The organism is Chengkuizengella sp. SCS-71B (genome assembly GCF_040100845.1).
Classification (GTDB): Bacteria; Bacillota; Bacilli; order Paenibacillales; family KCTC-33759; genus Chengkuizengella.
In genome coordinates this window covers 3,013,669-3,037,082 of the sequence record NZ_JAZHSH010000001.1, presented here as the reverse complement: position 1 = coordinate 3,037,082, position 23,414 = coordinate 3,013,669, and the positions used below count along the sequence as shown (strand labels likewise).

General features: G+C 32.6%; 25 protein-coding genes. 17 read left to right on the top strand and 8 right to left on the bottom strand.

Features of this window, described 5'->3' with window-relative positions:
• Window positions 1-316 precede the first annotated feature (316 nt).
• The 7 genes from VQL36_RS14940 (at window position 317) to VQL36_RS14910 (ending at window position 5,183) form a co-directional block, all read left to right on the top strand.
• Window positions 317-1,087 carry an aminoglycoside phosphotransferase family protein gene (locus tag VQL36_RS14940; RefSeq protein WP_349250084.1) on the top strand — a complete coding sequence of 257 codons (771 nt, stop codon included), beginning with the start codon at window positions 317-319 and terminating at the stop codon, window positions 1,085-1,087.
• 26 nt (window positions 1,088-1,113) lie between these two features.
• Window positions 1,114-1,593, top strand: coding sequence for a hypothetical protein (locus VQL36_RS14935; protein WP_349250083.1), 480 nt, complete (start codon window positions 1,114-1,116; stop codon window positions 1,591-1,593).
• Window positions 1,565-2,685, top strand: a protein-coding gene (locus VQL36_RS14930; protein ID WP_349247821.1) for an IS3 family transposase whose coding sequence is annotated in 2 segments (ribosomal slippage) — window positions 1,565-1,814 and window positions 1,814-2,685 — 1,122 coding nt in all. Because the reading frame shifts where the segments join, the coding sequence is not laid out codon by codon here. Before VQL36_RS14935 ends, VQL36_RS14930 begins: the two co-directional genes overlap by 29 nt.
• A gap of 151 nt (window positions 2,686-2,836) precedes the next feature.
• A complete protein-coding gene (locus VQL36_RS14925; RefSeq protein ID WP_349250082.1) occupies window positions 2,837-2,971 on the top strand; it encodes a hypothetical protein in 135 nt (44 codons plus the stop codon).
• A gap of 162 nt (window positions 2,972-3,133) precedes the next feature.
• Complete coding sequence (locus VQL36_RS14920) at window positions 3,134-3,787, top strand: hypothetical protein (protein WP_349250081.1); 654 nt, start codon at window positions 3,134-3,136, stop codon at window positions 3,785-3,787.
• A 266-nt stretch (window positions 3,788-4,053) separates the two neighbouring features.
• On the top strand, window positions 4,054-4,818 hold the full coding sequence (locus VQL36_RS14915; RefSeq protein WP_349250080.1) for a DeoR/GlpR family DNA-binding transcription regulator: 765 nt from the start codon (window positions 4,054-4,056) through the stop codon (window positions 4,816-4,818).
• A gap of 23 nt (window positions 4,819-4,841) precedes the next feature.
• Window positions 4,842-5,183: an NIPSNAP family protein gene (locus tag VQL36_RS14910; RefSeq protein WP_349250079.1), complete on the top strand. Its 342-nt coding sequence runs from the start codon at window positions 4,842-4,844 to the stop codon at window positions 5,181-5,183.
• Window positions 5,184-5,337: 154 nt separating this feature from the next.
• On the opposite strand, the gene VQL36_RS14905 is transcribed toward VQL36_RS14910, so the two are convergent.
• Entirely contained in the window at window positions 5,338-5,874 is a 537-nt protein-coding gene (locus VQL36_RS14905; protein WP_349250078.1) for a hypothetical protein, read from the bottom strand.
• Window positions 5,875-6,170: 296 nt separating this feature from the next.
• Between VQL36_RS14905 and VQL36_RS14900 the strand changes: the two genes are divergently transcribed.
• Both VQL36_RS14900 and VQL36_RS14895 read left to right on the top strand, forming a co-directional pair.
• Window positions 6,171-6,293 (top strand): hypothetical protein, encoded by a 123-nt coding sequence (locus VQL36_RS14900; protein WP_349250077.1) that lies wholly within the window; start codon window positions 6,171-6,173, stop codon window positions 6,291-6,293.
• A gap of 17 nt (window positions 6,294-6,310) precedes the next feature.
• Window positions 6,311-7,660, top strand: coding sequence for an MATE family efflux transporter (locus tag VQL36_RS14895; RefSeq protein WP_349250076.1), 1,350 nt, complete (start codon window positions 6,311-6,313; stop codon window positions 7,658-7,660).
• A 193-nt stretch (window positions 7,661-7,853) separates the two neighbouring features.
• Here the strand turns inward: VQL36_RS14895 and VQL36_RS14890 are convergent, their stop codons facing one another.
• Together VQL36_RS14890 and VQL36_RS14885 are read right to left on the bottom strand one after the other, a co-directional pair.
• Window positions 7,854-8,678, bottom strand: a complete 825-nt coding sequence (locus VQL36_RS14890) for an SDR family oxidoreductase (RefSeq protein ID WP_349250075.1) — start codon at window positions 8,676-8,678, stop codon at window positions 7,854-7,856.
• Between the two features lie 121 nt (window positions 8,679-8,799).
• Window positions 8,800-10,569, bottom strand: coding sequence for a M3 family metallopeptidase (locus VQL36_RS14885; RefSeq protein ID WP_349250074.1), 1,770 nt, complete (start codon window positions 10,567-10,569; stop codon window positions 8,800-8,802).
• Between the two features lie 169 nt (window positions 10,570-10,738).
• Here VQL36_RS14885 and VQL36_RS14880 point away from each other — a divergent pair, with 169 nt between their 5' ends.
• The gene (locus VQL36_RS14880) at window positions 10,739-11,629 is read left to right on the top strand and encodes a winged helix-turn-helix domain-containing protein (protein ID WP_349250073.1); all 891 of its coding nucleotides are present in this window, start codon (window positions 10,739-10,741) and stop codon (window positions 11,627-11,629) included.
• Between the two features lie 69 nt (window positions 11,630-11,698).
• Here the strand turns inward: VQL36_RS14880 and VQL36_RS14875 are convergent, their stop codons facing one another.
• On the bottom strand, window positions 11,699-12,148 hold the full coding sequence (locus VQL36_RS14875; RefSeq protein WP_349250072.1) for a rhodanese-like domain-containing protein: 450 nt from the start codon (window positions 12,146-12,148) through the stop codon (window positions 11,699-11,701).
• A gap of 118 nt (window positions 12,149-12,266) precedes the next feature.
• Here VQL36_RS14875 and VQL36_RS14870 point away from each other — a divergent pair, with 118 nt between their 5' ends.
• The 3 genes from VQL36_RS14870 (at window position 12,267) to VQL36_RS14860 (ending at window position 14,295) form a co-directional block, all read left to right on the top strand.
• Window positions 12,267-13,145, top strand: coding sequence for a LysR family transcriptional regulator (locus tag VQL36_RS14870; protein ID WP_349250071.1), 879 nt, complete (start codon window positions 12,267-12,269; stop codon window positions 13,143-13,145).
• A gap of 153 nt (window positions 13,146-13,298) precedes the next feature.
• Window positions 13,299-13,550 carry a cupin domain-containing protein gene (locus VQL36_RS14865; protein WP_349250070.1) on the top strand — a complete coding sequence of 84 codons (252 nt, stop codon included), beginning with the start codon at window positions 13,299-13,301 and terminating at the stop codon, window positions 13,548-13,550.
• 241 nt (window positions 13,551-13,791) lie between these two features.
• Window positions 13,792-14,295, top strand: a complete 504-nt coding sequence (locus tag VQL36_RS14860) for a zinc ribbon domain-containing protein (protein ID WP_349250069.1) — start codon at window positions 13,792-13,794, stop codon at window positions 14,293-14,295.
• 68 nt (window positions 14,296-14,363) lie between these two features.
• Here VQL36_RS14860 and VQL36_RS14855 read toward each other — a convergent pair whose 3' ends face one another.
• From VQL36_RS14855 to VQL36_RS14840, 4 genes are all read right to left on the bottom strand, one after another.
• The gene (locus VQL36_RS14855) at window positions 14,364-15,086 is read right to left on the bottom strand and encodes an amino acid ABC transporter ATP-binding protein (RefSeq protein ID WP_349250068.1); all 723 of its coding nucleotides are present in this window, start codon (window positions 15,084-15,086) and stop codon (window positions 14,364-14,366) included.
• A complete protein-coding gene (locus VQL36_RS14850; RefSeq protein ID WP_349250067.1) occupies window positions 15,073-15,873 on the bottom strand; it encodes an amino acid ABC transporter permease in 801 nt (266 codons plus the stop codon). Before VQL36_RS14850 ends, VQL36_RS14855 begins: the two co-directional genes overlap by 14 nt.
• A 100-nt stretch (window positions 15,874-15,973) precedes the next feature.
• A complete protein-coding gene (locus VQL36_RS14845; RefSeq protein WP_349250066.1) occupies window positions 15,974-16,750 on the bottom strand; it encodes a basic amino acid ABC transporter substrate-binding protein in 777 nt (258 codons plus the stop codon).
• 114 nt (window positions 16,751-16,864) lie between these two features.
• A complete protein-coding gene (locus VQL36_RS14840) occupies window positions 16,865-17,770 on the bottom strand; it encodes a diacylglycerol kinase family protein (protein WP_349250065.1) in 906 nt (301 codons plus the stop codon).
• A gap of 680 nt (window positions 17,771-18,450) precedes the next feature.
• Between VQL36_RS14840 and VQL36_RS14835 the strand changes: the two genes are divergently transcribed.
• The 4 genes from VQL36_RS14835 (at window position 18,451) to VQL36_RS14820 (ending at window position 23,394) form a co-directional block, all read left to right on the top strand.
• Window positions 18,451-19,464 (top strand): ABC transporter ATP-binding protein, encoded by a 1,014-nt coding sequence (locus VQL36_RS14835; RefSeq protein WP_349250064.1) that lies wholly within the window; start codon window positions 18,451-18,453, stop codon window positions 19,462-19,464.
• Window positions 19,439-20,422 (top strand): dipeptide ABC transporter ATP-binding protein, encoded by a 984-nt coding sequence (locus VQL36_RS14830; RefSeq protein WP_349250063.1) that lies wholly within the window; start codon window positions 19,439-19,441, stop codon window positions 20,420-20,422. The genes VQL36_RS14835 and VQL36_RS14830 overlap by 26 nt, the downstream gene beginning before the upstream one ends.
• A 32-nt stretch (window positions 20,423-20,454) precedes the next feature.
• Complete coding sequence (locus VQL36_RS14825; protein ID WP_349250062.1) at window positions 20,455-22,110, top strand: ABC transporter substrate-binding protein; 1,656 nt, start codon at window positions 20,455-20,457, stop codon at window positions 22,108-22,110.
• Between the two features lie 279 nt (window positions 22,111-22,389).
• A complete protein-coding gene (locus VQL36_RS14820; protein ID WP_349250061.1) occupies window positions 22,390-23,394 on the top strand; it encodes an ABC transporter permease in 1,005 nt (334 codons plus the stop codon).
• The last annotated feature ends 20 nt before the right edge of the window (window positions 23,395-23,414 follow it).

The following is a 23,414-nucleotide window of genomic DNA, read 5'->3' as shown; positions in this document are numbered from 1 at the left end:
AACCTATATGAACTTAGAGAATCGGATTAATACACCCATATTTTTATGCTTGGATACTTTTAAAATTGTATGATGTAACTTTTTCTTAAAAATTAGTGATATTAAATGTCTTATGATGACCTTTAATACATAGCTAATTTGTTGAGATTAACGTTTTCAATATTATTGTTCATCGTGTAATTCTTTGTCCCATATGCATATATATTGTTCTGGTGTATGTAAAGCCTCTCTAGGGTTCGTTTCTAGAGTGGCTTTTTTGTCATATAAAACTAGCATTAAAACACAAGAAAAAAATAATATAGAGAGGTTGTTATAAATGAACAATAAAGAAGAACTTACAGGGGGTAGAATCGGGAAGATTCATAAAATTGGAGAAACTGTTGTTAGACCCTCTAATAAATGGACAAAGGATATACATTGTTTTTTACAATTTCTTCATGAAGAAGGAGTTAATTTTGTTCCAAAACCATACGGTATAAATGAAAAAGAAGAGGAGATTATTTCCTTTATGCCCGGTGATGTTTTTAATTATCCATTGCCAGAGAAACTATTAACAGACTCAATGATCGTATCTTCATCAAAATTATTATTAGAGTTTCATAAGTATAGTGAAAAATATGTTACAAGACTAACAAATGATGAGCAGTGGATGTTATCAGAAACTTATCCTATTGAAGTAATGTGTCATGGGGACTTTGCACCCTATAACGTTACTGTAGAGAACAATGAAGCAACTGGTATTATCGACTTTGATACTCTCCACCCAGGACCGAAAATGTGGGATATCGCATATGCCATTTACAGGTGGGTACCATTTGACTATCATGGTAACCTAAAGGAACAAATAAGAAAATCGAAGCTGTTTCTGGATACTTATGGAGTAGACTCTGAAAGTAAAAACTCTTTTGTTGGAGTATTAATAAAGCGATTAAAAAGCCTAATAGATTTTATGCGTTTTGAAGCAAGTAATGGTAACAAAGATTTTCAATTACATATAGAAGAAGGTCATATTGAATTATATTTGAATGATATTGGATACTTAGAAAGAAATGAGGAGCAGATAACTCAAGGTATCAAATCAATATAATTTAAACTTATTGGAGGAGATACGATATGAATATTTTAATTGAAGATATTTATGCAAAATTAATGAATACAAAAGAAGGAAATAAAACAATTCTAATTGGGATTGATGGTTGTGGGGGAGCAGGAAAAAGTACTCTAGCACAAGCCATTAGGAAGGTAGACCCAAAGAAAGTAACTGTAATACATATGGATGATTTCTATAAACCATCTTTACTTAGAGAATCTGTAAAAGATAGTGACATAGGAGGAAATTGGGATATTAATAGAGTGAAAGATCAAATCTTACACCCTTTAAGTCAAAATCAAAATACTGAGTATCAGAGGTATGATTGGAATGAAGATGCCTTGGTTGAGTGGCATAAAGTCCCCTCTGGTGGATTGGTAGTTATGGAAGGGTGTTATAGATCGGCTACACTTAACTGGACAGAAAAATTAAGGTCAAGTAGAATACAACTAATATTATTGAGGAGAATCTACTATGACAAAAAGAAAACGAAGAACATTTAGTCCGGAATTCAAGCAACAAATGGTGCAGCTTTATAAAAGGGGTAAACCACGTAAAGATATAATTAGAGAGTATGAATTAACACCATCAGCACTTGATAAATGGGTTGTGCAGAGTGATACATCGGGATTGTTTAAAGAAAAAGACAATTTAACCCCTGAGGAACAAGAGCTAAGAGAACTTAGAAAAGAAATCAAACAACTTCGAATGGAAAATGATATTTTAAAGCAAGCAGCGCTGATCATAGGACGAAAGTAAATGTGATTAAGAATAATCGTCACAAATACTCGATATCAGCAATGTGTAAAGTCCTAAACATCTCAAGAAGCACCTATTATTATGAAGCAAAGGAAAATTCCTCGGAAGATAATCTGGCATCTACTATGATTGATATTTTTAATGCAAGTCGTCAAAATTATGGAACTCGCAAGATGAAAATCGAGTTAGCTAAGTTAGGATATCAGGTATCTAGACGACGAATTGGTCGGATTATGAAAGAGCAGGGATTGGTTTCTACCTACACCATCGCACAATTTAAGCCACATCCAACAACGTATAATGAGTCTAAACAAATAAATGAATTGAACCGTAATTTTGATCAAGAAGAAGAATTGAATGTGGTCGTCAGTGACCTAACCTATGTAAGAGTCAATCAAAAGTGGCATTACATATGTGTATTTATTGATCTTTTCAACAGAGAAATCATCGGGTACAGTACAGGTCCTAACAAAGATGCAGCATTGGTTTATCGTGCGTTTGCATCTATTCAGAGAGATCTTCGTAAAATACAATATTTCCACACAGATCGTGGAAATGAATTTAAAAATAAGTTGATAGATGAAGTGTTAGAGACATTTGATATTAAGCGTTCTTTAAGTATGAAAGGTTGTCCTTATGATAATGCTGTAGCCGAGGCTACGTTTAAAATCATCAAAACAGAGTTTATTAGAAGACATCAATTTGCTAGCTTAGAAGAGTTATCCATAGAACTGCAAGATTACATACATTGGTTTAATTACATTCGAATTCATGGAACATTAGGATATTTAAGCCCGATTGAGTATAAACTTGAACACCTTAAAAAAGTTGTCTAGTTTTGTGTTGACAATCCATTACTCGTTAATAAAAGAACTAGAAACCTACTATGATTTTAAAATTTGGGTTGAGACTCCAAAAGAACTAAGATTGTCTTGAGGTATTGAACGTGATGGTGAACAGAAAAGACACTTATGGGAAGAGTTATGGATGCCAGCAGAAGAGCTTTATATCAAGAGGCAAAACCCTATAGAAAAAGTTGATTTAGTTATTGATGGTATAGGAGAAAACTCTAATATTCAAGATTTAGAAGTTAAAGCATTAAGCATAAAATCACATTGTTGATTACATGAAGAGAAAGATAAACCTTTCTTGAAATATGTTATTCAGTAACCAGAGCTTAAAAATCACTGAAATGAATATTAATTTTTTTCATACCAATTAATTTGTGTATACCTGATATAATTATGGGATAGTTAGTAAACATTTAAAAAGGGTGTGCTGTAAATGAAAATTCTTATTGGTCAACCTAAAAGAGAGAATAATTTAGAACAGTTAGAGAATGAAGTTGAAAATAATCCTACTGTAGATATAGTATTGTTTCCTGAAGGTTATTTTCATCAGGATAACATACAGAAGGTATGTAATTTAGCAAAATCTAATAACACTATTATTGTAACTGGTTATAAAGATGATAACAATAAAGATAGGGTTTCTATTGTTAATAGTTTAGGTGAACTTATATTGGAAAGAGCAAAAACACCAGAAGATGCAAAATTATATACTCTATCGAATATTAAAGAGAATGGTGTGAATATAGGATATTTACTTTGTGTAGAAATATTCAAAGGATTGGAAGGACTAGTCAAAAATGATGATATCGATATTATCTTTAATCCTATTGGAGTTGGTATGTTTAGTGAAGCACAATTTGAAGAATGGACGAATGAAGCTAGAAAAATTGCCATTGATCAAAGAGCGATGATTATTGGAGCTAGCCACGCAGATGGATCATATAGAAATTGTGGATTTTCAATTCCGATAGCATACTGTTTTGATAAAAATGGACAAGAAATATTGATTTCAAAAAACGATGTTAGAACACGTATTTTAGATACTAAACGAAAATCTGTTGATATTATCGAAAATTCTCTAATATAAAGATTAATTTGTAACGTTTACACATTCTCTTCTTAAATGACAGCTAATAGAAACCCAAGCTATCTTTAACAATGCGCTTATCTTAAATATAGATGGCGCATTCTTTGTTGAAAGGGCAAATTTGTTGATTAATTAAATTTGATCTACAACATAAAACATGAATAAAACAGAAAAAAAATGAATAATACTTTAAAAATGAATTGACAAAACAGAATAAAATTGAAATAATATAAAAAAATTATGTTAGATTAGATTTAGGTGATGAAATGTTTTCAGATGAAAGAAGACTTGAAATTCTAAAAATATTGGAGCAAAATGGACGTGTTCTTGCTAAGGATTTGGCGATTAAATTTGATATCTCAGTTGATTCAGTTAGAAGAGATTTATCAATAATGGAAGAACAGGGTGTCTTAAAAAGAACACACGGCGGAGCTATACCTGTACCGGAAGTTAGACATATCCCTCAATCTCCATCTAAACGCTATGGAGAAGGCAGTGTTTTTCAGAATACGATTGCGAAATTAGCTGTTTCTTATATTAAAGAAAATCAAACGTTATTTATAGGCGGTGCTGCTATACATTATGTAATGCTAAAATATCTCCCAACAGATATCCCTTTTACGGTAATTACTAATTCAGTTGAAACGGCTTATCATTTAAGAGATTTAGGTAATGTGCAGACTTTTTTAATAGGTGGAAATGTTAAAAGTTCAGGAAACATTACCGATTCTATAGCAAATGAATTTGTAAAGCAATTTACATTTGACTTATGCTTTGCAACTGCTGGGGCATTATCATCAAAAGGATTAAGTACTGCTACACCAGATGTTTCAGTCTTTTATAAAAATGTGCTTGATCATTCAAAAAAAAATGTAGCTTTAATAGAACATTTTAAATTTGGCTTAGACATGTTTTCTTGTATGTATCCTATTAAGGGAATTGACGTTATTATTACAGATGAAGATACATTAGAAGAAGAGATTAATGCCATTAAATCACTAGGTGTAGAGGTTATAGTAGCCAGGAATTAAAGTATTTGAAAGGTAGGATGATCATGATTTATCGTAGAAAAACTTATAAGATAGAAGCAAGCTTAAGAAGTGAATTTAATTTACATTTTAACAAAACTTTATTACCTACCCAGCTCAAATATGGAGCTAGACTAGTAGGGAGATGGATGACCAAAGGAAAAAATAAGGATGAAATCGAAATATTTGCCATTTGGGAGTATGATAGTTATGAAGATTACATAAATATTGAAAATAAAGTTAGAAGTGATAAAGAGCACGTTAATCGTATTCAAGACTGGTTTGAGAAAATAGGAGGAAGAGAGAAACTCAAGAAATATCTTAAGGATGAAATTAAAGAGGATTTTTTAGAAACCACTTTACTATAATTTTAAACTATCAATGATTATTTCTTAGTATACAATTATTCTTCATCAATCCTCATCAATAGATATTAGTAATGCCATCTGTTTTTAAATGAAAATCCTGTAATTTCCATATTTGAAAAATTACAGGATAAGAATCAAAATGATACAGTTGTGATCACCCAATTCGAAGACCAGTCATATTAGTATTTGGAATAGAAGCTGTGAATTGAGACGCAAGATTTCCATTAAAAAGAAATCCAACTCTTATGCTATAAACAAATTTTCCATTGGGTGGACAATCAGTAAACGTAAAATTAGGATTAAAGTTGTTTCCTCCAAGAAGAATAGAAGCTGCATTAGAGTATGATTGAAGAACCTCATCTAACCGACCATCAAGACCTAAATCATCCCTAACTAAGAAAAAACCATAGTTAAAATCTAAAGCATTTACACCCCTATTACTAACATTTTGAGAGAAAACATTTCCTTGTGTTACCAAAAGTGATATTGAAGCATCTATTTTTACTTTTTGACCAGGCTTCGATATTACTATAGGGGGTAATTCGTTAACAAGTAGTGTATTTGCATCATTAAGCGGATTACCATTAATAATAGGTAGATTTTCAAGATTTTCTATCGGTCCCACACTATTATCAAAAACTAAACAAACATCTTTTAAGGTTTTGCCACAGCAATCAGTTTTATTTGCCATGTGTAATTCACTCCCTAAATAAAGTTAAATTATCTCTGGAATACTCACGTATTCTTACTATTTCACAAACGCCTAAAGCTCACACACCTCATGTATGAAGAGATATGAACCATCTTTGTACTGTAGGTGTTTGTTTTGAGATCTCATAATATAATATGAGTTACAATATTCATTTGATTGGACGTTTTATACTTTCTTGAAAAATTCCGCTAATGTAACAACTAGGGACGGACTTATGTAAAAATTCATGTATGAAGTTACGTGGATCCTCTATAATCATAATAGTAGTGATAAAAATGTCAGATCATCATAAACATCGAAAGAGTGTAGTAAACCGCTTATCTAGGATTGAGGGACATGTTCTTTCTGAAAAAGTGATTGAAAGATTAAACGATGTGATTGATAAATTTAAACGTTAGAAAGGAAAAAGCCTACTATGGAACATACTTTACGTTCATCCCAATCAAATAGTCAAATAATTAAATTCATACTTGTTCTAGCCTTACCAGCAGTAATAGAAAATTTTTTTCAAACTATTCTTGGTTTTGTAGATACTCTATTTGTTTCTAAATTAGGATTAATAGAAGTGGCAGCTGTTGGTGTAACTAATGCTATATTAGCTATATACTTTGCAGTTTTCATGGCACTTGGAGTTGCAACAAATGTTTTTGTTGCTAAAAATATTGGGGCAGGGAACAAAAACAAAGCGAGCCAAATCGGACAGCAAGCTATTATTCTATCTATTTTTGCAGGAGTATTGTTTGGACTCATTTCTTTATTCTTTGCTGAACCACTTTTGAAACTTATGGGAGTAGAAAAAGATGTTCTTGCTCATGCCATGACTTATTTTCGTATTGTAGCTATTCCCTCTATTTTGATTTCATTAATGTTTGTCCTTAGTAGTATTTTAAGAGGTACAGGAGATACAAAAACACCTATGAAAGTAAGTATTATGGCAAATTTATTGAATATCTTATTAGATTACATACTCATCTTTGGTTTTTTCTTCATTCCTTCATTTGGTTTAGCAGGGGCAGCATGGGCAACAGTTCTATCTAGATTAATTGGAGTGATTGGACTATCTATGTATATGTTTAAATCAAAATCCATACAAATTGTAAAGGAAAATTGGAAGATTGATAAGCAATCACAGCTAAATTTAATGAGATTAGGTACTCCTGCTGCTGGAGAAAGACTTGTGATGAGAGTAGGACAGGTGCTCTATTTTGGAATGATTGTAGCAATAGGGACCAATACATTTGCAGCTCATCAAATTGCAGGAAATATTGAGATATTCTCTTATATGATTGGATACGGATTTGCCACAGCTGCTACTACTCTAGTAGGTCAAAAACTAGGTGAAAATGATTATGATGGAGCAAAGAAGTATGCAAATATGTCTATGATCCTAGGTGCAACTTGCATGACTATTTTTGGAATCTTGTTATTTTTTTTAGGAAACTGGGCAGCGTCTTTTTTTACAAGTGATATTGTTGTAATGCAGCAAATAGCACTTGCACTAAAGATTGATGCTTTCATTCAACCCGTCCTTGCAATCGTTCTTATTTTAACGGGAATCTATCAAGGAGGAGAAAACACAAAATTCCCTATGTATATTACGGCAATTGGAATCTGGTTAATAAGAACAATTGGGGTTTACTTTTTAGGGATATACCTTGGGTGGGGAATTGCTGGAATATGGATAGCAATAGGTCTTGATAACTTATTTAGAGCTATCTGTTTATGGATTCGCTATAAAAATAATAGGTGGAGATTGAATACATAAATTTAGACTACACCTAATAAAAAAAACATCATGGAATTTAAGGTTAATCCACAATCGCTGAAAAAATGGATAAACGGTATAGTATCAATTTAATTAAGAACCTTCGGCTAATTAAGAGGTAATATCAAATAGACCGTCTTATGAAAAAGGTCTATTTGAATAGTACAAGTCGTGAGATCCGTTTGTATTCTAATCACATTTTTAGAACTTTCAACATTATTTTTTCCCACATATTCCATGGTAGAAGATTTTTCATAAACATTTGTGATTTTACTCCTTTTCCAATGGGGTATCTTAACTTTGGTTTATTCATTTGAGAAATAGCTGCAACCAATTTTGCTACATCAATAGGGTTTCCTTGATCGAAATTCTTAATTGAATTCTGAACGTTTTTATTAAATTGTGAGTAAGGAGAGGATTGTTCTACATTCTGATAATCTGGGACCATACTCGTTGCATATGCACCCGGTTCAATTAAAACGGAATGAATGCCAAACGGTTTTAATTCTAATCTTAAAGATTCTGTAAAACCTTCTACAGCATGTTTTGAGGCAGCATACGGTGACATAGATGGAAACCCCATTAAGCCCATTCCGCTGCTTATATTAATGATTTTACCTTGTTTTTGTTTTCTCATAAAAGGGATAACAGCCTGAGTTACAGCGATTAATCCAAAGACATTTGTTTCAAACTGCTTATGAAATTGTTCAATAGAGATTTCTTCAACAAACCCCCCCACAACAAATCCGGCATTATTCACAAGTATGTCTATAGTATTATAGTTATGTAGTTTATCTGTAAAAGATTGGATGGAATTTGTATCTGTTAATTCTAACAATTCAATAGTGACTTGTTGCACATCTATATTTTTGCTTTCAAGATTTTCTTTTAATTGATTGGCCTTTTCTTGATTCCTTACTGTTGCAATGACATGAAAACCTAATTTAACGAGTTCGATTACAGTATAGTAACCAAAACCGCTTGATGTCCCCGTCACTATAGCAGTCCTATTATTCATTTTTATTCCACCTTATTTTGAATATTTATCATATTGATTATAACTTAATTTGAAAGATGAGTACAAAATTAATACCCTGATTGGGTTATTATATTGTAATAGCCTGACGTAATACTAAAACTCATTTTATATCTGCTAGCTTAATGTATTCTTCTATATCTTTTAAAATATGATCTATCGACTGTTGCCAAAAGTTTGGGTTCTTAAGATCAATATGAAAGTATTGTTGCAATAATTCTTCAACAGGCTTTTTTCCAGTTTCACTTAAGAATCCTTTGAATTTAACACTAAATTTTATGCCCTCCTGTTTTGCTATGGTGAATAGGCCTAAACTCAATAAATACCCAAAAGTATAGGGGTAATTATAGAATGGGATGCTAGGGTTGTAAAAATGTCCATATTTTATCCAAACAAAGGGTTGGTATTGCTTAAAGGTATCATAATATGCTTTTTTTTGTGATTGGATAGATAATTCCTCTATTTGGTTAGCGTTTAATGGACCTTCTATACTGTGTTCATACAATAGCTGTTCAAACATAAAGGCACCACGAACAGACATTAAATAATTGATACTATTTTGTAATTTATAATTTAATATTGATTTTTTAGTTTCTGGATCACTTGTTTCTATGAAATGATCTATAAAAATAAATTCAAATAAAATAGAAGAGCTTTCTGCTATACTCATTGGAAAATGATCTTCTAAAAAGGTGAGAGAGGGAGTATCTTTTAACTGTCTAAAGTGCCACGCATGTCCTAACTCATGTGCTAGAATTCTTGCACTCTGTATCGTTCCATCGTAACGTAAAGAGATTCTAGATTCCCCATCTCGAATAAATGGTACGCAAAATCCACCCGGGTGTTTTCCTTCTCTAGGTTGTGCATCTACCCACTCATTTTCAATGGCATTTAGTACAAATTGTGCCATTTCCACTTCTATTTCTTTTAATGAACAATAGATTCCTTCTGCGGCTTTAGAGAAAGGGATTTTGGTTTGTAATTCTATTTGATCTGTCATAAATTGATGCCATGTACTTGTACCTTCATTTTTCTTTTTAAAATTTAGAATAGAAGTTAATTTTTCATTGTTCTCATCAACTGTTCTCCACATTGTATGAAGAGTTTTATTGGAAATCCCATTGATTCGCAGCGATTCTGATAAAATATCTTCTTTTTTTGTATCTTGATTTTGAATTAATCTTAATCGAGTAATTTGATTTAAAACCGTAGCATATAATTCCTTTTCTTTATCTAATGAGTTAGTTAGAGCGTTGAATGCCTTAACTCTTTGATTTAGGTTTTTATGATTCATAGTTATATCATTTGCTTGAACATAAGACAGCACATTTCTCTGTTCATCATCATTCATATTAACTTCTAATTTATTTTTAAGCTGGTTATAGAATTGGTTCCATTGAGTTAATTCTGTTTTTGTAAGGTTAATTAAATGTTTTTTAAGCTCATCATTATAGTCCATTATTAAATTGGAAAAAAAAGATTCTACATAAGGAATAGTAGTCCATTGTTTTTTAATTTCAATAGGAAGCTGGTTTATATATTTTGTCCAAATTATTAATAAAGAACGAAAATCATTTTTACATTGATTGATATCGTTTTGTAAAGAGGAAAGAACTACATGATCTGTTGATTCAGAGTAAAGGCAGTAACAATAGTAGTCTGCTTTTTCAATCCTGCTCCTCACATCCGCTAGAGTGTATAACCTTTGTTTATCCACTAAATGATCTTTTATTAATTCTGAATCTGGTTCAATTTTTAATTGGTTTAATAAAAGTTTAATTTCATGTAGTTCATTAGACAACGAATGGTCAATTTCATTTGGGTACAATTTTTTTATATTCCATTGAGTAGGATGATAGTAATGTGGCTTCATGAATAAATACCTCCAACAAAAATTTTTAGTTCAATATATATTGAACTAATTTTAAGTTCAATAATAAATGAAATATAATATAATGTAAATATATTATGTAAGATTATTTTTCATTCTATTTTTGTTTTGGTATGATGAGTTTATTATGTTCCCAAATAGGAGGCAATGAATGTCTTATCGAGTTAGTCTTGAAAATTCAAATACCTATGAACTACTTTTAAGTCTTCATTTATATAAAGTAAGAAAAAATTTAAAGTATTTATATAAAGGTATGGAATGGATTGAAAAGGTGAATAAGAACATAACAGCATCATTTAAAAATAAACTAGAGCTATGGAATGATCTAGCTTTTGGAGATGTGTTGTGTTTACTTATTGAAGAATGTCCACAAAAGAAGGATATAGAATCTTTTTTAGGTTGGTTTGAAAATTTATCTACGGTAAAAATATATGAACTACTTGCATCACACTTAAGAAAAGAAGACTCTCATATTTTGCTCCATATAGAGGAACAGAAAAAAATATATAGTGATCTTCTGTATGAATGGAATAAACAGTATTTTATATATGAAGATGTAGAGTATACGATGTCAAATGAATTAGCGAGATTTAAAGAAAGAGTAAATAAGAGCTCACCAGAAAATTTAATAGAGGAGTTTGCAACGGGGCTTAGAATTGATATTCCATCCATAAAACAAGTTGTTCTTATTCCGTCTATACACTTTCAGCCTTTGCATACGTTTAGTGTTTTCAAAGAAAAAATGTATGTATGGTATCCTGTACAAAATGAAACTGCAAGAGAAAAAACATATTCCATTTCTAAAGCATTATCAGATCAAAAACGTTTGGATATACTCCAACTACTTTCTAAGGATAAATATAAATTTACGGATATTTTAAATGTAATTGGTGGTGCTAAAGGAAATCTTCATCATCACATTATGATATTAAGATCAGCCAATCTTATACGTGTTCATATGTGTAGTCACAATCAATTTTATTTGAGTACACGCAAAGCATTTGTTTCTGAATTGAATGAGAATTTGAATAAATTTATTTGAATTAAGAATTTAGAAATATAAAAAAAGAAATGCCGACGACCTTATCGTTTAGGAAATCGGCATTTTTTATTAAGATTGTATTTTCCAGTATAAAGGAGCTTCTTTTCCTAAAGTACCCTCAACTTCGCCACCTTCATTACGCCAATATTCAATACCCCCTATTAATTCTTTTACTTTAAAACCAAGTTCTGAAAACTTCGCGGCAGCTTTTGTTGCTCCATTACAGGCAGGTCCCCAGCAATAAGTGATTAATACTTTTTCCTTGGGAAATAATTTTGTTGTTTCCGCGTTTATCCGATTCGTAGGTAAAGAGATAGCCTCAGGTATATGGCATTCTTTGTATGAACCAGCTTCTCGAACATCAACAATAATGAAATGATCACATCCTTTTTTTAAATCGATTAAGAGATCGGCTACATCTGTTTCGAATGAAAGTCTTGAAGTAAAGTGCTGAAACGCTATTTTTGGATCAGCTGCTTCAGTTTGTAATACCAATGAAAATTTAGGTTTTGTGTTCATCCTTTTTTCCTCCCAAATAAAATTATTTCGTTTTCATTTTACTTTATTATCTGTATTATAGTTATAGATATTTATTGATATTAAATATCATAATTACTGATAAGGTGGTGAATAGCGGATGGAATTACTATATCTAAAAACTTTTTGTGAGGTCATTAAATGGGGTAGTTATACAAGAACTGCGTTAGAACTAGATTACGCTCAATCTAGTGTAACCAACCATATTCAGAAACTTGAAGAATCATATGGCAATGTGAAACTCCTTGAGAGAAAAGGAAATGTTATGGTACCTACAATCACTGGTGAAGTGCTATATGATTATGCAAAAAAGATTCTATCATTACATCAAGAAGCAAAAGAAAAAATTATAAAACAAGACACAGGAATCATTACAGTTGGAACAGTAGAGACTTTAGCAATATATTATCTACCAAATATTTTAGAGAAATTTAAAAAGAGTTATCCAGAAATTAGGGTTCGTATTATACTAGATACTGAAGCTAATATAATTCATAGAGTAAAAGTCAAAGAAATTGATTTTGGTTTAATATTAGATGTTCCATACTCTTCAAAAGAGATAAATACCATTTCTATAAAAAAGCAAAATATGGTCATTTTGATGGAAGGAAATCATCCACTGTCTAATCAATCGAAGCTTACAATCCAAGATTTAGATAATGAGAAATTAATTCTGACAGAAGAAGGTTGCACATATCGTGCATTCTTGATTAATGAAATGAATAAACATTTCATTACTTTTAATATTTCTTTAGAACTAGGCAGCATTGAGACGATAAAAAAAGGTGTCGAACATTCCTGGGGAATTGCATTTCTACCATATTTTGCGGTTGAGGATAATATAGAAGATAGGGGGTTGAAAATGATACCTTTTGTGAACCCTAACTTGAATTTCTATAGTCAATTGATTTACAGGAAAGATAAATGGATTTCAAAGGCTTCTCAAAAATTTGTAGATTTGCAGAAGCATTCGGATTGAAACGAAGTTGTAAAATCTTAAACATTAAAAAGAATAAATAAACTAAAAGAAGGTTATGAAAAGTGATTGAAATTAAAGAAATAACAAACGAGATAAGTAATCAAGTGAAGCAATTAGTTACAAAAAACTGGGGTTCTTCTATGATGGTGGTGTATGTTCATTGGTCGTGATGGTATAGTAGGTCATCACCAAGCAGTAGGTGCTCAATTATTTCTAGTAGTAAAAGGTGAAGGATTTGTTCGTGGTAAAGAGGGTGTAAAAACACCAATTAAAGAAGGCCAAGCTGCTTTTTGGGAGCCTGGTGAATGGCATGAAACAACTTCTGATAAAGGAATGACAGCTATCGTAATTGAAGGAGAAGATATAGATCTGTCAGCTTTAGTAAAAGTTAAAACAATAAAATAAATTGTGATTTAAAATCTTTTATGAAGCGATTAGCTTTTAATGAGTCTTTGGCTCTATCTCTGAAACTTTATTTAACTAATTTACGTAAAGTTAATAGATAATGTAGTAGTTTAATAGATCAATTAATGAAATCATTTATAATGATAATTATGATTAACCAATGTATGTTTTTGATCATAATATGATTGTAAACGAAGTGGTTTAAAATAAAGCAAATAGATCATTGAAGGAGCGCAGGATGATGAGCATGTTAGATAAATTGAAGAAAGGGTTTTCTGAAGCAGGCAGTAAAGCAAAAGAAGTGATTGAAATCAATCAATTAAAATTTAAAATTTCTGTCAAACAAAAAGAAATAGATAATAAGTTTATGTATATTGGTGAAAAAATATATGATCAATATCAAAAACAAGCTCTAGTCGAGTTGGATCAGGACATGGAAATAATGTGTAAAGATATTGAACAATTAAAAAATGAAATCAAACAAATTGATTTACAAATAAAAGAATTATCAAATAAAAAAGAATGTAGTTGTGGTCATTTAGTAGATATTGATAACAATTATTGCTCAGTTTGTGGACACAAATTCGAGATGAAGGTTGTACGGAATGTATATGTTGCAGACCATGAATATACAAATATCAAGCCTAGAAATGAGGATCGATTTACTTGTTCCTTCTGCGATGAAGTGTTAGAGATTTCGGTTGACGTTTGCCCACAATGTGGTCATTCAACAATGAATTTATAATCAAAAAATAAACCAGCAGATTTGCTGGTTTTTCTTCGTTTTATATAAGTGTTTTGTCATTAACAATCTTAGAGTACTTTGCTTAAGAATGATTTTGTTCTTTCGTGAGATGGGAAATCAAATAGTTTCTCAGGTACATTCTCTTCAATAATATAACCTTCATCCATGAAAATAACTCGGTCCCCAACCTCACGTGCAAATCCCATTTCATGAGTTACGACTACCATGGTCATACCTTCTTTGGCTAATTGTTTCATAACATCTAACACTTCCCCAACCATTTCTGGATCAAGTGCAGAAGTAGGTTCGTCAAACAGCATGATTTTAGGTTCCATCGCTAGGGCTCTTGCAATGGCAACACGTTGTTTTTGTCCGCCAGACAATGAATCTGGATACGCATTTGCCTTTTCTGATAAGTTTACTTTTTCCAGTAAATCTAATGCTACTTTATTTGCTTTTTCTTTAGACCATTTTCTCACTTTTATCGGTGCAAGCGTAATATTTTCAAGCACAGATTTATGTGGAAATAAATTAAACTGCTGAAAAACCATCCCTACCTCTGTACGAATATCATTTATATTAGTGTTTTTGTCTGTAAGATTCACACCCTCGATATAAACTTCCCCAGCTGTAATGGATTCTAATAAGTTCATACAACGTAAGCAGGTTGATTTTCCTGATCCTGAAGGGCCGATGATAACAACAACCTCTTGAGGTTCAATTTGAAGATTAATATCTTTTAGGACTTCATTATCTCCAAAGGATTTTTTCAGATTCTTAACGGTTATCATCGATATTCCACCTCTTTTCGATGTAATTTAATAAGTAAGTTAGAGATAAGGTTATCACAAGGTATATTAAAGAAATCAATATAAATGGTTCCCAAGTAATGAAGAACCTTGTATTTACTGCTCGAGCCCAATAAAGTATTTCTGGAGCTGCGATAGCAGAAGCCAGAGACGAATCTTTAACTAAAGTAATAAATTCGTTTCCAAATGGAGGGATCATTCTTTTAATGGATTGTGGCAATACGATATACCACATCGTTTGAACTTTATTCATTCCCAATGATCGTCCAGCTTCAACTTGTCCTTTATCAATAGATTGAATACCAGCTCTATAAATTTCTGCTAAATAAGCTGCTGAATTCAAAGAGAGTCCAATTATGGCTGAAATAACAGCTTTTGTAGTACCAGCACCACTAATGAAAAGAGGGGCTACTCCAAGGTAAATGATGAAAATTTGTACTAATAAAGGAGTTCCTCTAAAAAATGTTATATACCAGATAAACGGCAGTCTAATAATTGAAAATGGAGATAATCTACCAAAAGCAATAAATAGTCCAAGTACACATCCAATAAGAATTGCTGATATAGAAATACCTAATGTATATAAGGTTCCTTTCATAAATAATGGGAAATAATCTACAATTACATCTATTCTAATTCCAACATCATTTAATAACCAATTATATACGTATCCCCAGATCCAAAGATCACTAATATATCCCCAGATCCAACTAAAAAAAATACTAACATATTCCCAGATCCAACTAAAAAAATCTTTAATGCCCTGCATAAACTCACTCCATTTTCTTCATAAAAGCATAATAGAACTTTCAAAAAAGAAAGCGTACCGCTTGTTCGCGCTACGCTTGAATTTAATGTGTCAATTCAAACTATTTTTGATTTATTAATGTTTCAACATCAGGTGATGTTCCAAACCATTTTTCATAAATTTCAGCATATTTTCCGTTTTCAATGACGGTTGTTAATGCTTTATCCAACGGCTCCTTTAATTCACTACCATCTGCAATCATTAAACCATAATATTCTGCTTCAAAATTTTCTGCATCTGATACAAGCTGAATGTTATCGTCAGGGTTGTTTTTAACAAATTCTGCAGCTACTGCAATATCAGTAACTACAGCTTCAATATTTCCTTGTTTTAAAGCTGCTAGTGCAAGTGCTGTTGTTTCAAATAATTGTAGGTTAGGGTTTGATTCACCAACAATAGATTCTGCTGCAAATTGACCTGTTGTACCTGTCTGTACTCCAATTACTTTACCTTCTAAATCATTCGCCGATTGAATATCTGTTCCTTCGTAAAAAGCGATCATATGAGTGGATTCAAAATATGGTCTAGTAAAATCAAATTCCTGATCACGTTCCTCTGTTATTGTTATTCCCGAAATTGCAACATCAATACTGCCATTTTTCAATGAAGGGAAGATAGGGTCCCAACCAATATTGTTTAGTTCATATTCAAGATCTGCTTCTTCCATTACTGCAGCTAATAAATCTACATCAAAACCAACAATATCTTCACCATCTAGTGATTCAAAAGGTGCAAATGCAGCATCAGTACCTATTACAAGTTTGTCACTTCCACCGCCACACGCCGCTAATAAAGCAACCATACTAATCAATAATATAAGTAATAAACTTTTTTTCATTTTTATTCCCCCTTTTTGTATAAATAATATATATTTAATTTATAGTATAACGTATTAATAGAATTTCTCAACCATTGTTTTATATAATGAAATTTATTAAACAATATTTGAAGTTTATTTGATAACTGTAATGTGTTTGGCCAATACTTCGATTTTATATTTATTCACTGCAATCGTCTCTCCATCTGCCTGGGTGGTTAAGTAATGATTAGGCACATATTCTATCTTTTCCCCAGAAAAGAAACTCACTGCTTTATGTCTAGCGTGTTTTCCAAGATATACGAGAGGGAATAGTGTTATAAGTTCTAAGTGATTAATGTTGCTAACAATACAAATCTCCGCTTTCCCGTCAGTCGGGCTCGCATTTGGATTAATGAGCATTCCACCCCCATAGTATGGAAAGTTGGAAACAGTGATAAACCAAACATTCTTAAGTTGTTTTAGTTCTCCATCAATATTTAAAGTAATGTCACTGGTACGAAAAGAAAATAATACTCTAAATAATGAGATAACATAAGCGAATCCTCCAAGACGAAGTCCATTCAACCATTTTTTATACTTAGCTTCATTCGTGATTTGAGCTATTTTCCCATCTAAACCTGCACCAATAGAACATACCGCGACTTCATTATCAATTTTTAAAAGATCTATTGTTTTACGTTCATTTGAGTTTAAAATGATTTTAAGCGCTTTCAAATGATGTCTTGGCAAGTTTACTCCTCTAGCATAGTCGTTTCCAGAGCCAGAAGGAATATATCCAAAATGGACTTTGTTGTTAACGTCAGCTTGATAGATTCCATTGATAACTTCGTGTACGGTTCCATCACCTCCAACTGCTACAACGATATTAGGTTTATATTTATCAATTAAATTTAGTGTACAATCTGTTCCAGAACCTGCTTTATTAGTAAAACTTTCAACATAGTTTATGTCTTTTTCATTTAATATATGCTTAATTTCATGCCAAACTTTAAGACCCCTTCCATTCCCAGAAACGGGGTTCACAACAAAACCTATCATATATAACCAACTTTCTTCTAAGTGCTATTTGTATCTAAAATCTATTCATTCATATTAACTTACTAGATTTATTTCTACAACAAAAAAATGTCACATTTTAGTGTGATCAAATAGTGAAAAATTCTTGATATTACCAGTAATTTTAATAATGATTAACTTTAAATTATAAATAAACAAATGCTTATATAATCAAGGGAATATAAACTTCAGTGAAATTAATTTATATTTAATATAGAAAAAAGAATAGGAATATGATAATATTTCAATAAATATAAAACCTTACATCTGTGAGTATAAGAGTGGATAATTATTCAACATTTAACTTATTCACTATCAATTTCTATGTATACTCCTGTAAGATACCTAACCTCTTTAGAGCATTTAATAGATTTAACGTAAACTGTCATATCAACTTCAGAGATTTTTTAACTTCACTGTTTTTGTTTACACCATAGAACTTCTAAACTAAATTAAATTCAAAATGTTTATTTTGGTTACTTATTGTTTTCCATATTTTATGAAGGCCATTACTTTATACCAATTTTACAAGAAAGGGATGAAGCGCTTTCACTTGAATGGAACTGTTCTAATAAATCTAAAATCATATGATTATAATGCTTTTGACGATGGTTTTATCGGTACTTATCTAACTTTAAATTGTATGTCTTGGGGGTAAAGAAATGAGTGAAACTTCTGTATTACAGGTAAATGGACTGAAAACCTCTTTTTTTATGGATAAATCCGAAGTGCCAGCTGTTGACGATGTAGATTTCAACTTAAAACAAGGGGAGATTATTGCGATAGTAGGAGAATCTGGATGCGGTAAAAGTGTTACCTCCCTTTCTATAATGGGACTAGTTCCTCATCCTCCCGGTAAAGTTGTGGGCGGAGAGATTATTTTTAACGATGAAGATATTTTAAAAGCTTCCGAATCAAAAATGAGAGATATACGTGGAAATGAGATAGCTATGATATTTCAGGAACCTATGACTTCTTTGAATCCGCTCTTTACCATTGGTAATCAAATCATGGAAGCGATTTTAATTCATCGTAAATGGAGTAAAAAACAAGCGGAAATGAAAGCGATAGAATATTTAAAGTTAGTCGGACTACCTCGTGCAGAGGAATTGATGAATGAATATCCTCATCAGTTATCTGGAGGAATGAGACAGAGAGTTATGATTGCAATGGCAATGGTTTGTGAACCGAAAGTATTAATAGCTGATGAACCAACTACAGCTTTAGATGTTACAATTCAGTCACAAATCTTGGCTTTGATGAAGAGATTAAATAAACAGCTAAATACATCCATTATACTTATCACACATGATCTTGGCGTTGTATCAGAAATATGTGAAAGAGTCATTGTGATGTATGCAGGAAAAATAGTTGAGGAAACGGATGTTAAAACGATATTTGAGAGTCCACAGCATCCATATACTAAAGGTTTAATTCAATCTGTACCTGATATTCGTGATAAAAAGAGTCGTTTGTACTCAATTCCAGGAAATGTACCGATCCCTGGGTCTATTAAACAAGGGTGTAGATTTGCTGATCGGTGTGATTTTGTCATGGATAAATGTAAAGTGGAAACACCAGAGTTAGTTTCAATTGAAACTAACCATAAAGTTCGTTGCTTTTTACATCAGGAAAGTGAGGAAGATACGAATGCCAAAAACACTATTACAAGTTGAAAAAATGAAGAAGTATTTTCCCATTAACGGTGGAATTTTAGGGCGGAAAATAGGGGAAGTAAAGGCGGTAGACGATGTATCGTTCTCTGTATTTGAAGGGGAGACCTTCGGTCTAGTGGGGGAGAGTGGTTGTGGAAAATCTACAACTGGAAGAACACTTCTTCGCTTACACGAACCTACTGATGGAAAGGTCAAATTTAACGAAAAGGAATTAACCCAACTTAGTTTAGGTGAATTGCGTACGGTTAGAAGAGATGTTCAGATGATCTTTCAAGATCCATTCGCTTCTCTTAATCCTAGGCATACCATTGAGAAAATATTAGAAGAACCTTTAATTGTTCATAAAATAGGTACCCCTAAAGAACGCAAAGAAATGGTTATCGAAATGCTGGAAACAGTAGGTTTGAGCAGCTATCATGCAAAGCGGTATCCCCATCAATTTAGCGGTGGGCAGCGTCAGCGTATTGGTATAGCACGTGCTCTAATGACGAAACCAAAACTTATCATCGCTGATGAACCTGTTTCTGCATTGGATGTTTCTATTCAATCACAAATATTAAATTTACTAGATGATTTGCAAAAGGCATTTTCATTAACTTATATTTTTATAGCGCATGATTTAGGGGTTGTTAGACATATTTGTGATCGAGTAGCCGTCATGTATTTAGGTAAAATAGTAGAATTATCAAGCAGTGAAAAGCTTTATAACAAACCACTGCATCCATATACCGAGGCTCTTCTAAGTTCAGTGCCTATTCCTGATCCTACATTTGAGAGGGAACATATTGAGTTAACAGGGGAAATGCCAAGTCCATCAAATCCACCACAAGGATGTTCTTTTCACACAAGATGTCCACAATGTATGGAGATTTGTAAGACAGTTCAGCCAGAGTTTGAAGAAATTGAGCAAGATCATTATGTTGCTTGTCATTTGTACAACAAGAACGAGCAGCTTTAGTGATAGATAAAAAATAGGAGGGTTAAAAAGAAATGAAAAAAAAGAGTATTTTTCTTGCACTAGTGTTTATTTTTGTTCTGGGGATTGCTTTAGTTGGTTGTGGCTCTGAAGCTCCAACTGAAGAAAAACAAGGGGAGACAAATGAAAACAATGAGGGTACTAAAGATGATCAGAACCAACAATCAGAGGAGAGTTCTACAGAAAGCACTCTAGTGTTTGGACGTGGCGCTGATTCAGTTGATTTAGACCCTGCTTTAGTCACAGATGGTGAGTCTATTAAAGTAACTTTAAACATTTATGATACTTTAGTGAAATATGGTGATGTAGATACTTCTATTGAACCAAGCTTGGCAACTGATTGGACAACAAGTGATGATGGATTAACATACACTTTTAATCTTCGTGAAGGGGTAAAGTTCCATGATGGAACGGACTTCAATGCAGAAGCAGTTGTTTATAACTTTGAGCGTTGGGCAAATGGTGAAAAATCTTCATTCTATTATTATGGATCTATGTTTGGAGGATTCAAAGGGGATGAAGGTCATGTTATTCAAGAAGTAAAAGCGGTTGATGAGCTTACGGTTGAATTTACACTAAGTCGACCACAAGCACCGTTTCTACAAAATGTAGCAATGCCTCCGTTTGCGATTGCTAGTCCTGCTGCTTTAGAAGAGCATGGGGAGAGCTTTACAGAAAATCCAGTAGGGACTGGCCCATTTGTATTTCAAGAATGGAAAAGAAATGATCGCGTAGTTTTAGTAAAAAATGAAAATTATTGGATGAAGGATTATCCAAAACTAGAAAAAGTTATATTTGTTTCTATTCCAGATAACGCAACAAGATTAAATGAATTAATTGCGGGAGAGATTGATATTGCGGATGGAGTTAGTCCAAACGACAGTACAAGAATTGAAGGGGAAGACGACTTGCAATTGTTCGTTCGACCTTCTATGAATGTTGGTTATTTAGGTTTAACGAATACAAGACCACCATTTGATCAAAAACTTGTTCGTCAAGCTTTAAATCATGCAGTTGATAAAGAAGGTATTATTGCAGCTTTCTACTCAGGACAAGCAGTTCCAGCTAAAAATCCATTACCACCTGTAATTGCTGGATATAATGATGACATCGATCCATATCCTTACGATCTGGAAAAAGCGAAAGAATTGTTAGCAGAAGCTGGATATGCAGATGGTTTCGAAATGGAATTGTGGGCTATGCCAGTACCACGTCCTTATATGCCTGACGGTCAAAAAGTAGCAGAAGTTATTCAAAGTAGCTTTGCACAAATTGGTGTTAAGGCTAAAATCGTATCTTATGAATGGGCTACTTATTTAGAAAAAGCAAGAAATGGTGAAGCAGATGCATTCCTATTAGGTTGGACTGGGGATAATGGAGATGCTGATAACTTTATGTATGTCTTGTTAGATAAAGACAACATCGGAAGTAACAACTATACTTATTACAGTAATGATCAATTACATGACATCTTAATTGAAGCACAATCAAACCCTGATCAAACAGCTCGTGAAGACCTATATAAACAAGCACAGGAGATTATTCATGAAGATGCGCCATGGATTCCTTTAGTACATTCAACTCCAATCCTAGGTGGAAAGAACAATGTTAATGACTTTTTCGCTCATCCAACAGGTTCTCAAGCTTTAACAAAAGTTTATTTTGACTAAGTTATAATTCAAAAAAGGGGAGCTTAAACCTCCCCTTTTTTAAAGGAAAGAAACAATTTTGACTTCGATACCTGCAAAGGGGATAAATATCGAAGCATCAACTCACATATGTGATTATATTAGTGGCTCAGAGCCCTCTTAAAGTATTGGTAATCATCGGGCTCCCGAAGGAAGAAACCTTCATTTTAATCCGGGGTCCCTGAAAAGTACTCGGCAATCACATCCGTGTGCATACTTCACTTTTTGGGGTAATTATGGGTATATGAAGAGGTGATCATAGTGTTAAGTTATACCATTAGACGACTTTTAATGTTGATACCCGTTTTGTTTGGAATGACGTTTATCGTATTTTTTATGATTCGAGCGATTCCAGGTGATCCTGCTCAAGTGATTTTAGGTCAGCTTGCTACGGAGGATGCCATTAACAGTTTAAGGGCAGAACTAGGGCTTGACCAACCATGGTTTACTCAGTATTTTGAATATTTAAAACAGTTATTCACGTTGGATTTAGGTGAATCACTTAGAACGAAGGCAGAGGTAAGTGAAGAGATATGGCCTTATTTGGCGGCTACCTTTGAGCTCTCCTTCGTGGCTTTGCTTATTGCTGTAGTTGTTGGTGTGAATGCCGGGATTATCAGCGCGTGGTTTCAAAAATCTTGGTTTGATTATACAGCAATGGTCATTGCACTCGTAGGGGTTTCCATGCCAATATTTTGGCTAGGTTTGATGGAACAGTGGATATTTTCTGTTCAACTTGATTGGTTACCTCCTTCAAAGAGAGAAAATGTTAAAAATCCTGTTGAAACCATTACACATTTCTATTTAATTGATACGCTATTACAAGGTAGAATGGATCAGTTTATAGATGTGTTAAAACACTTGATTATGCCTGGTATAGCCCTGGCAACTATACCAATGGCTATTATTGCAAGAATTACTCGTTCCAGTATGTTAGAAGTTATGCGTTCTGATTATATTAGAACAGCTAGAGCAAAAGGGCAGAAGATGTTTTGGGTTGTATATAAACATTCTTTAAAAAATGCAGTCATTCCAGTATTAACTGTAATCGGTTTACAAACAGGACTATTGTTAGGTGGAGCAATTCTAACAGAAACTATATTTTCATGGCCTGGGATTGGGCGATATATTTATAATGCAATTGAATTTCGGGATTATCCTGTCATTCAGTCCGGAATATTAGTTGTAGCTACTATTTTTGTAATGATTAACCTTATTGTTGATTTATTATATGCATTTATCGATCCTAGAATTAAATACAATTAACATTCTAATAAAATATGAAA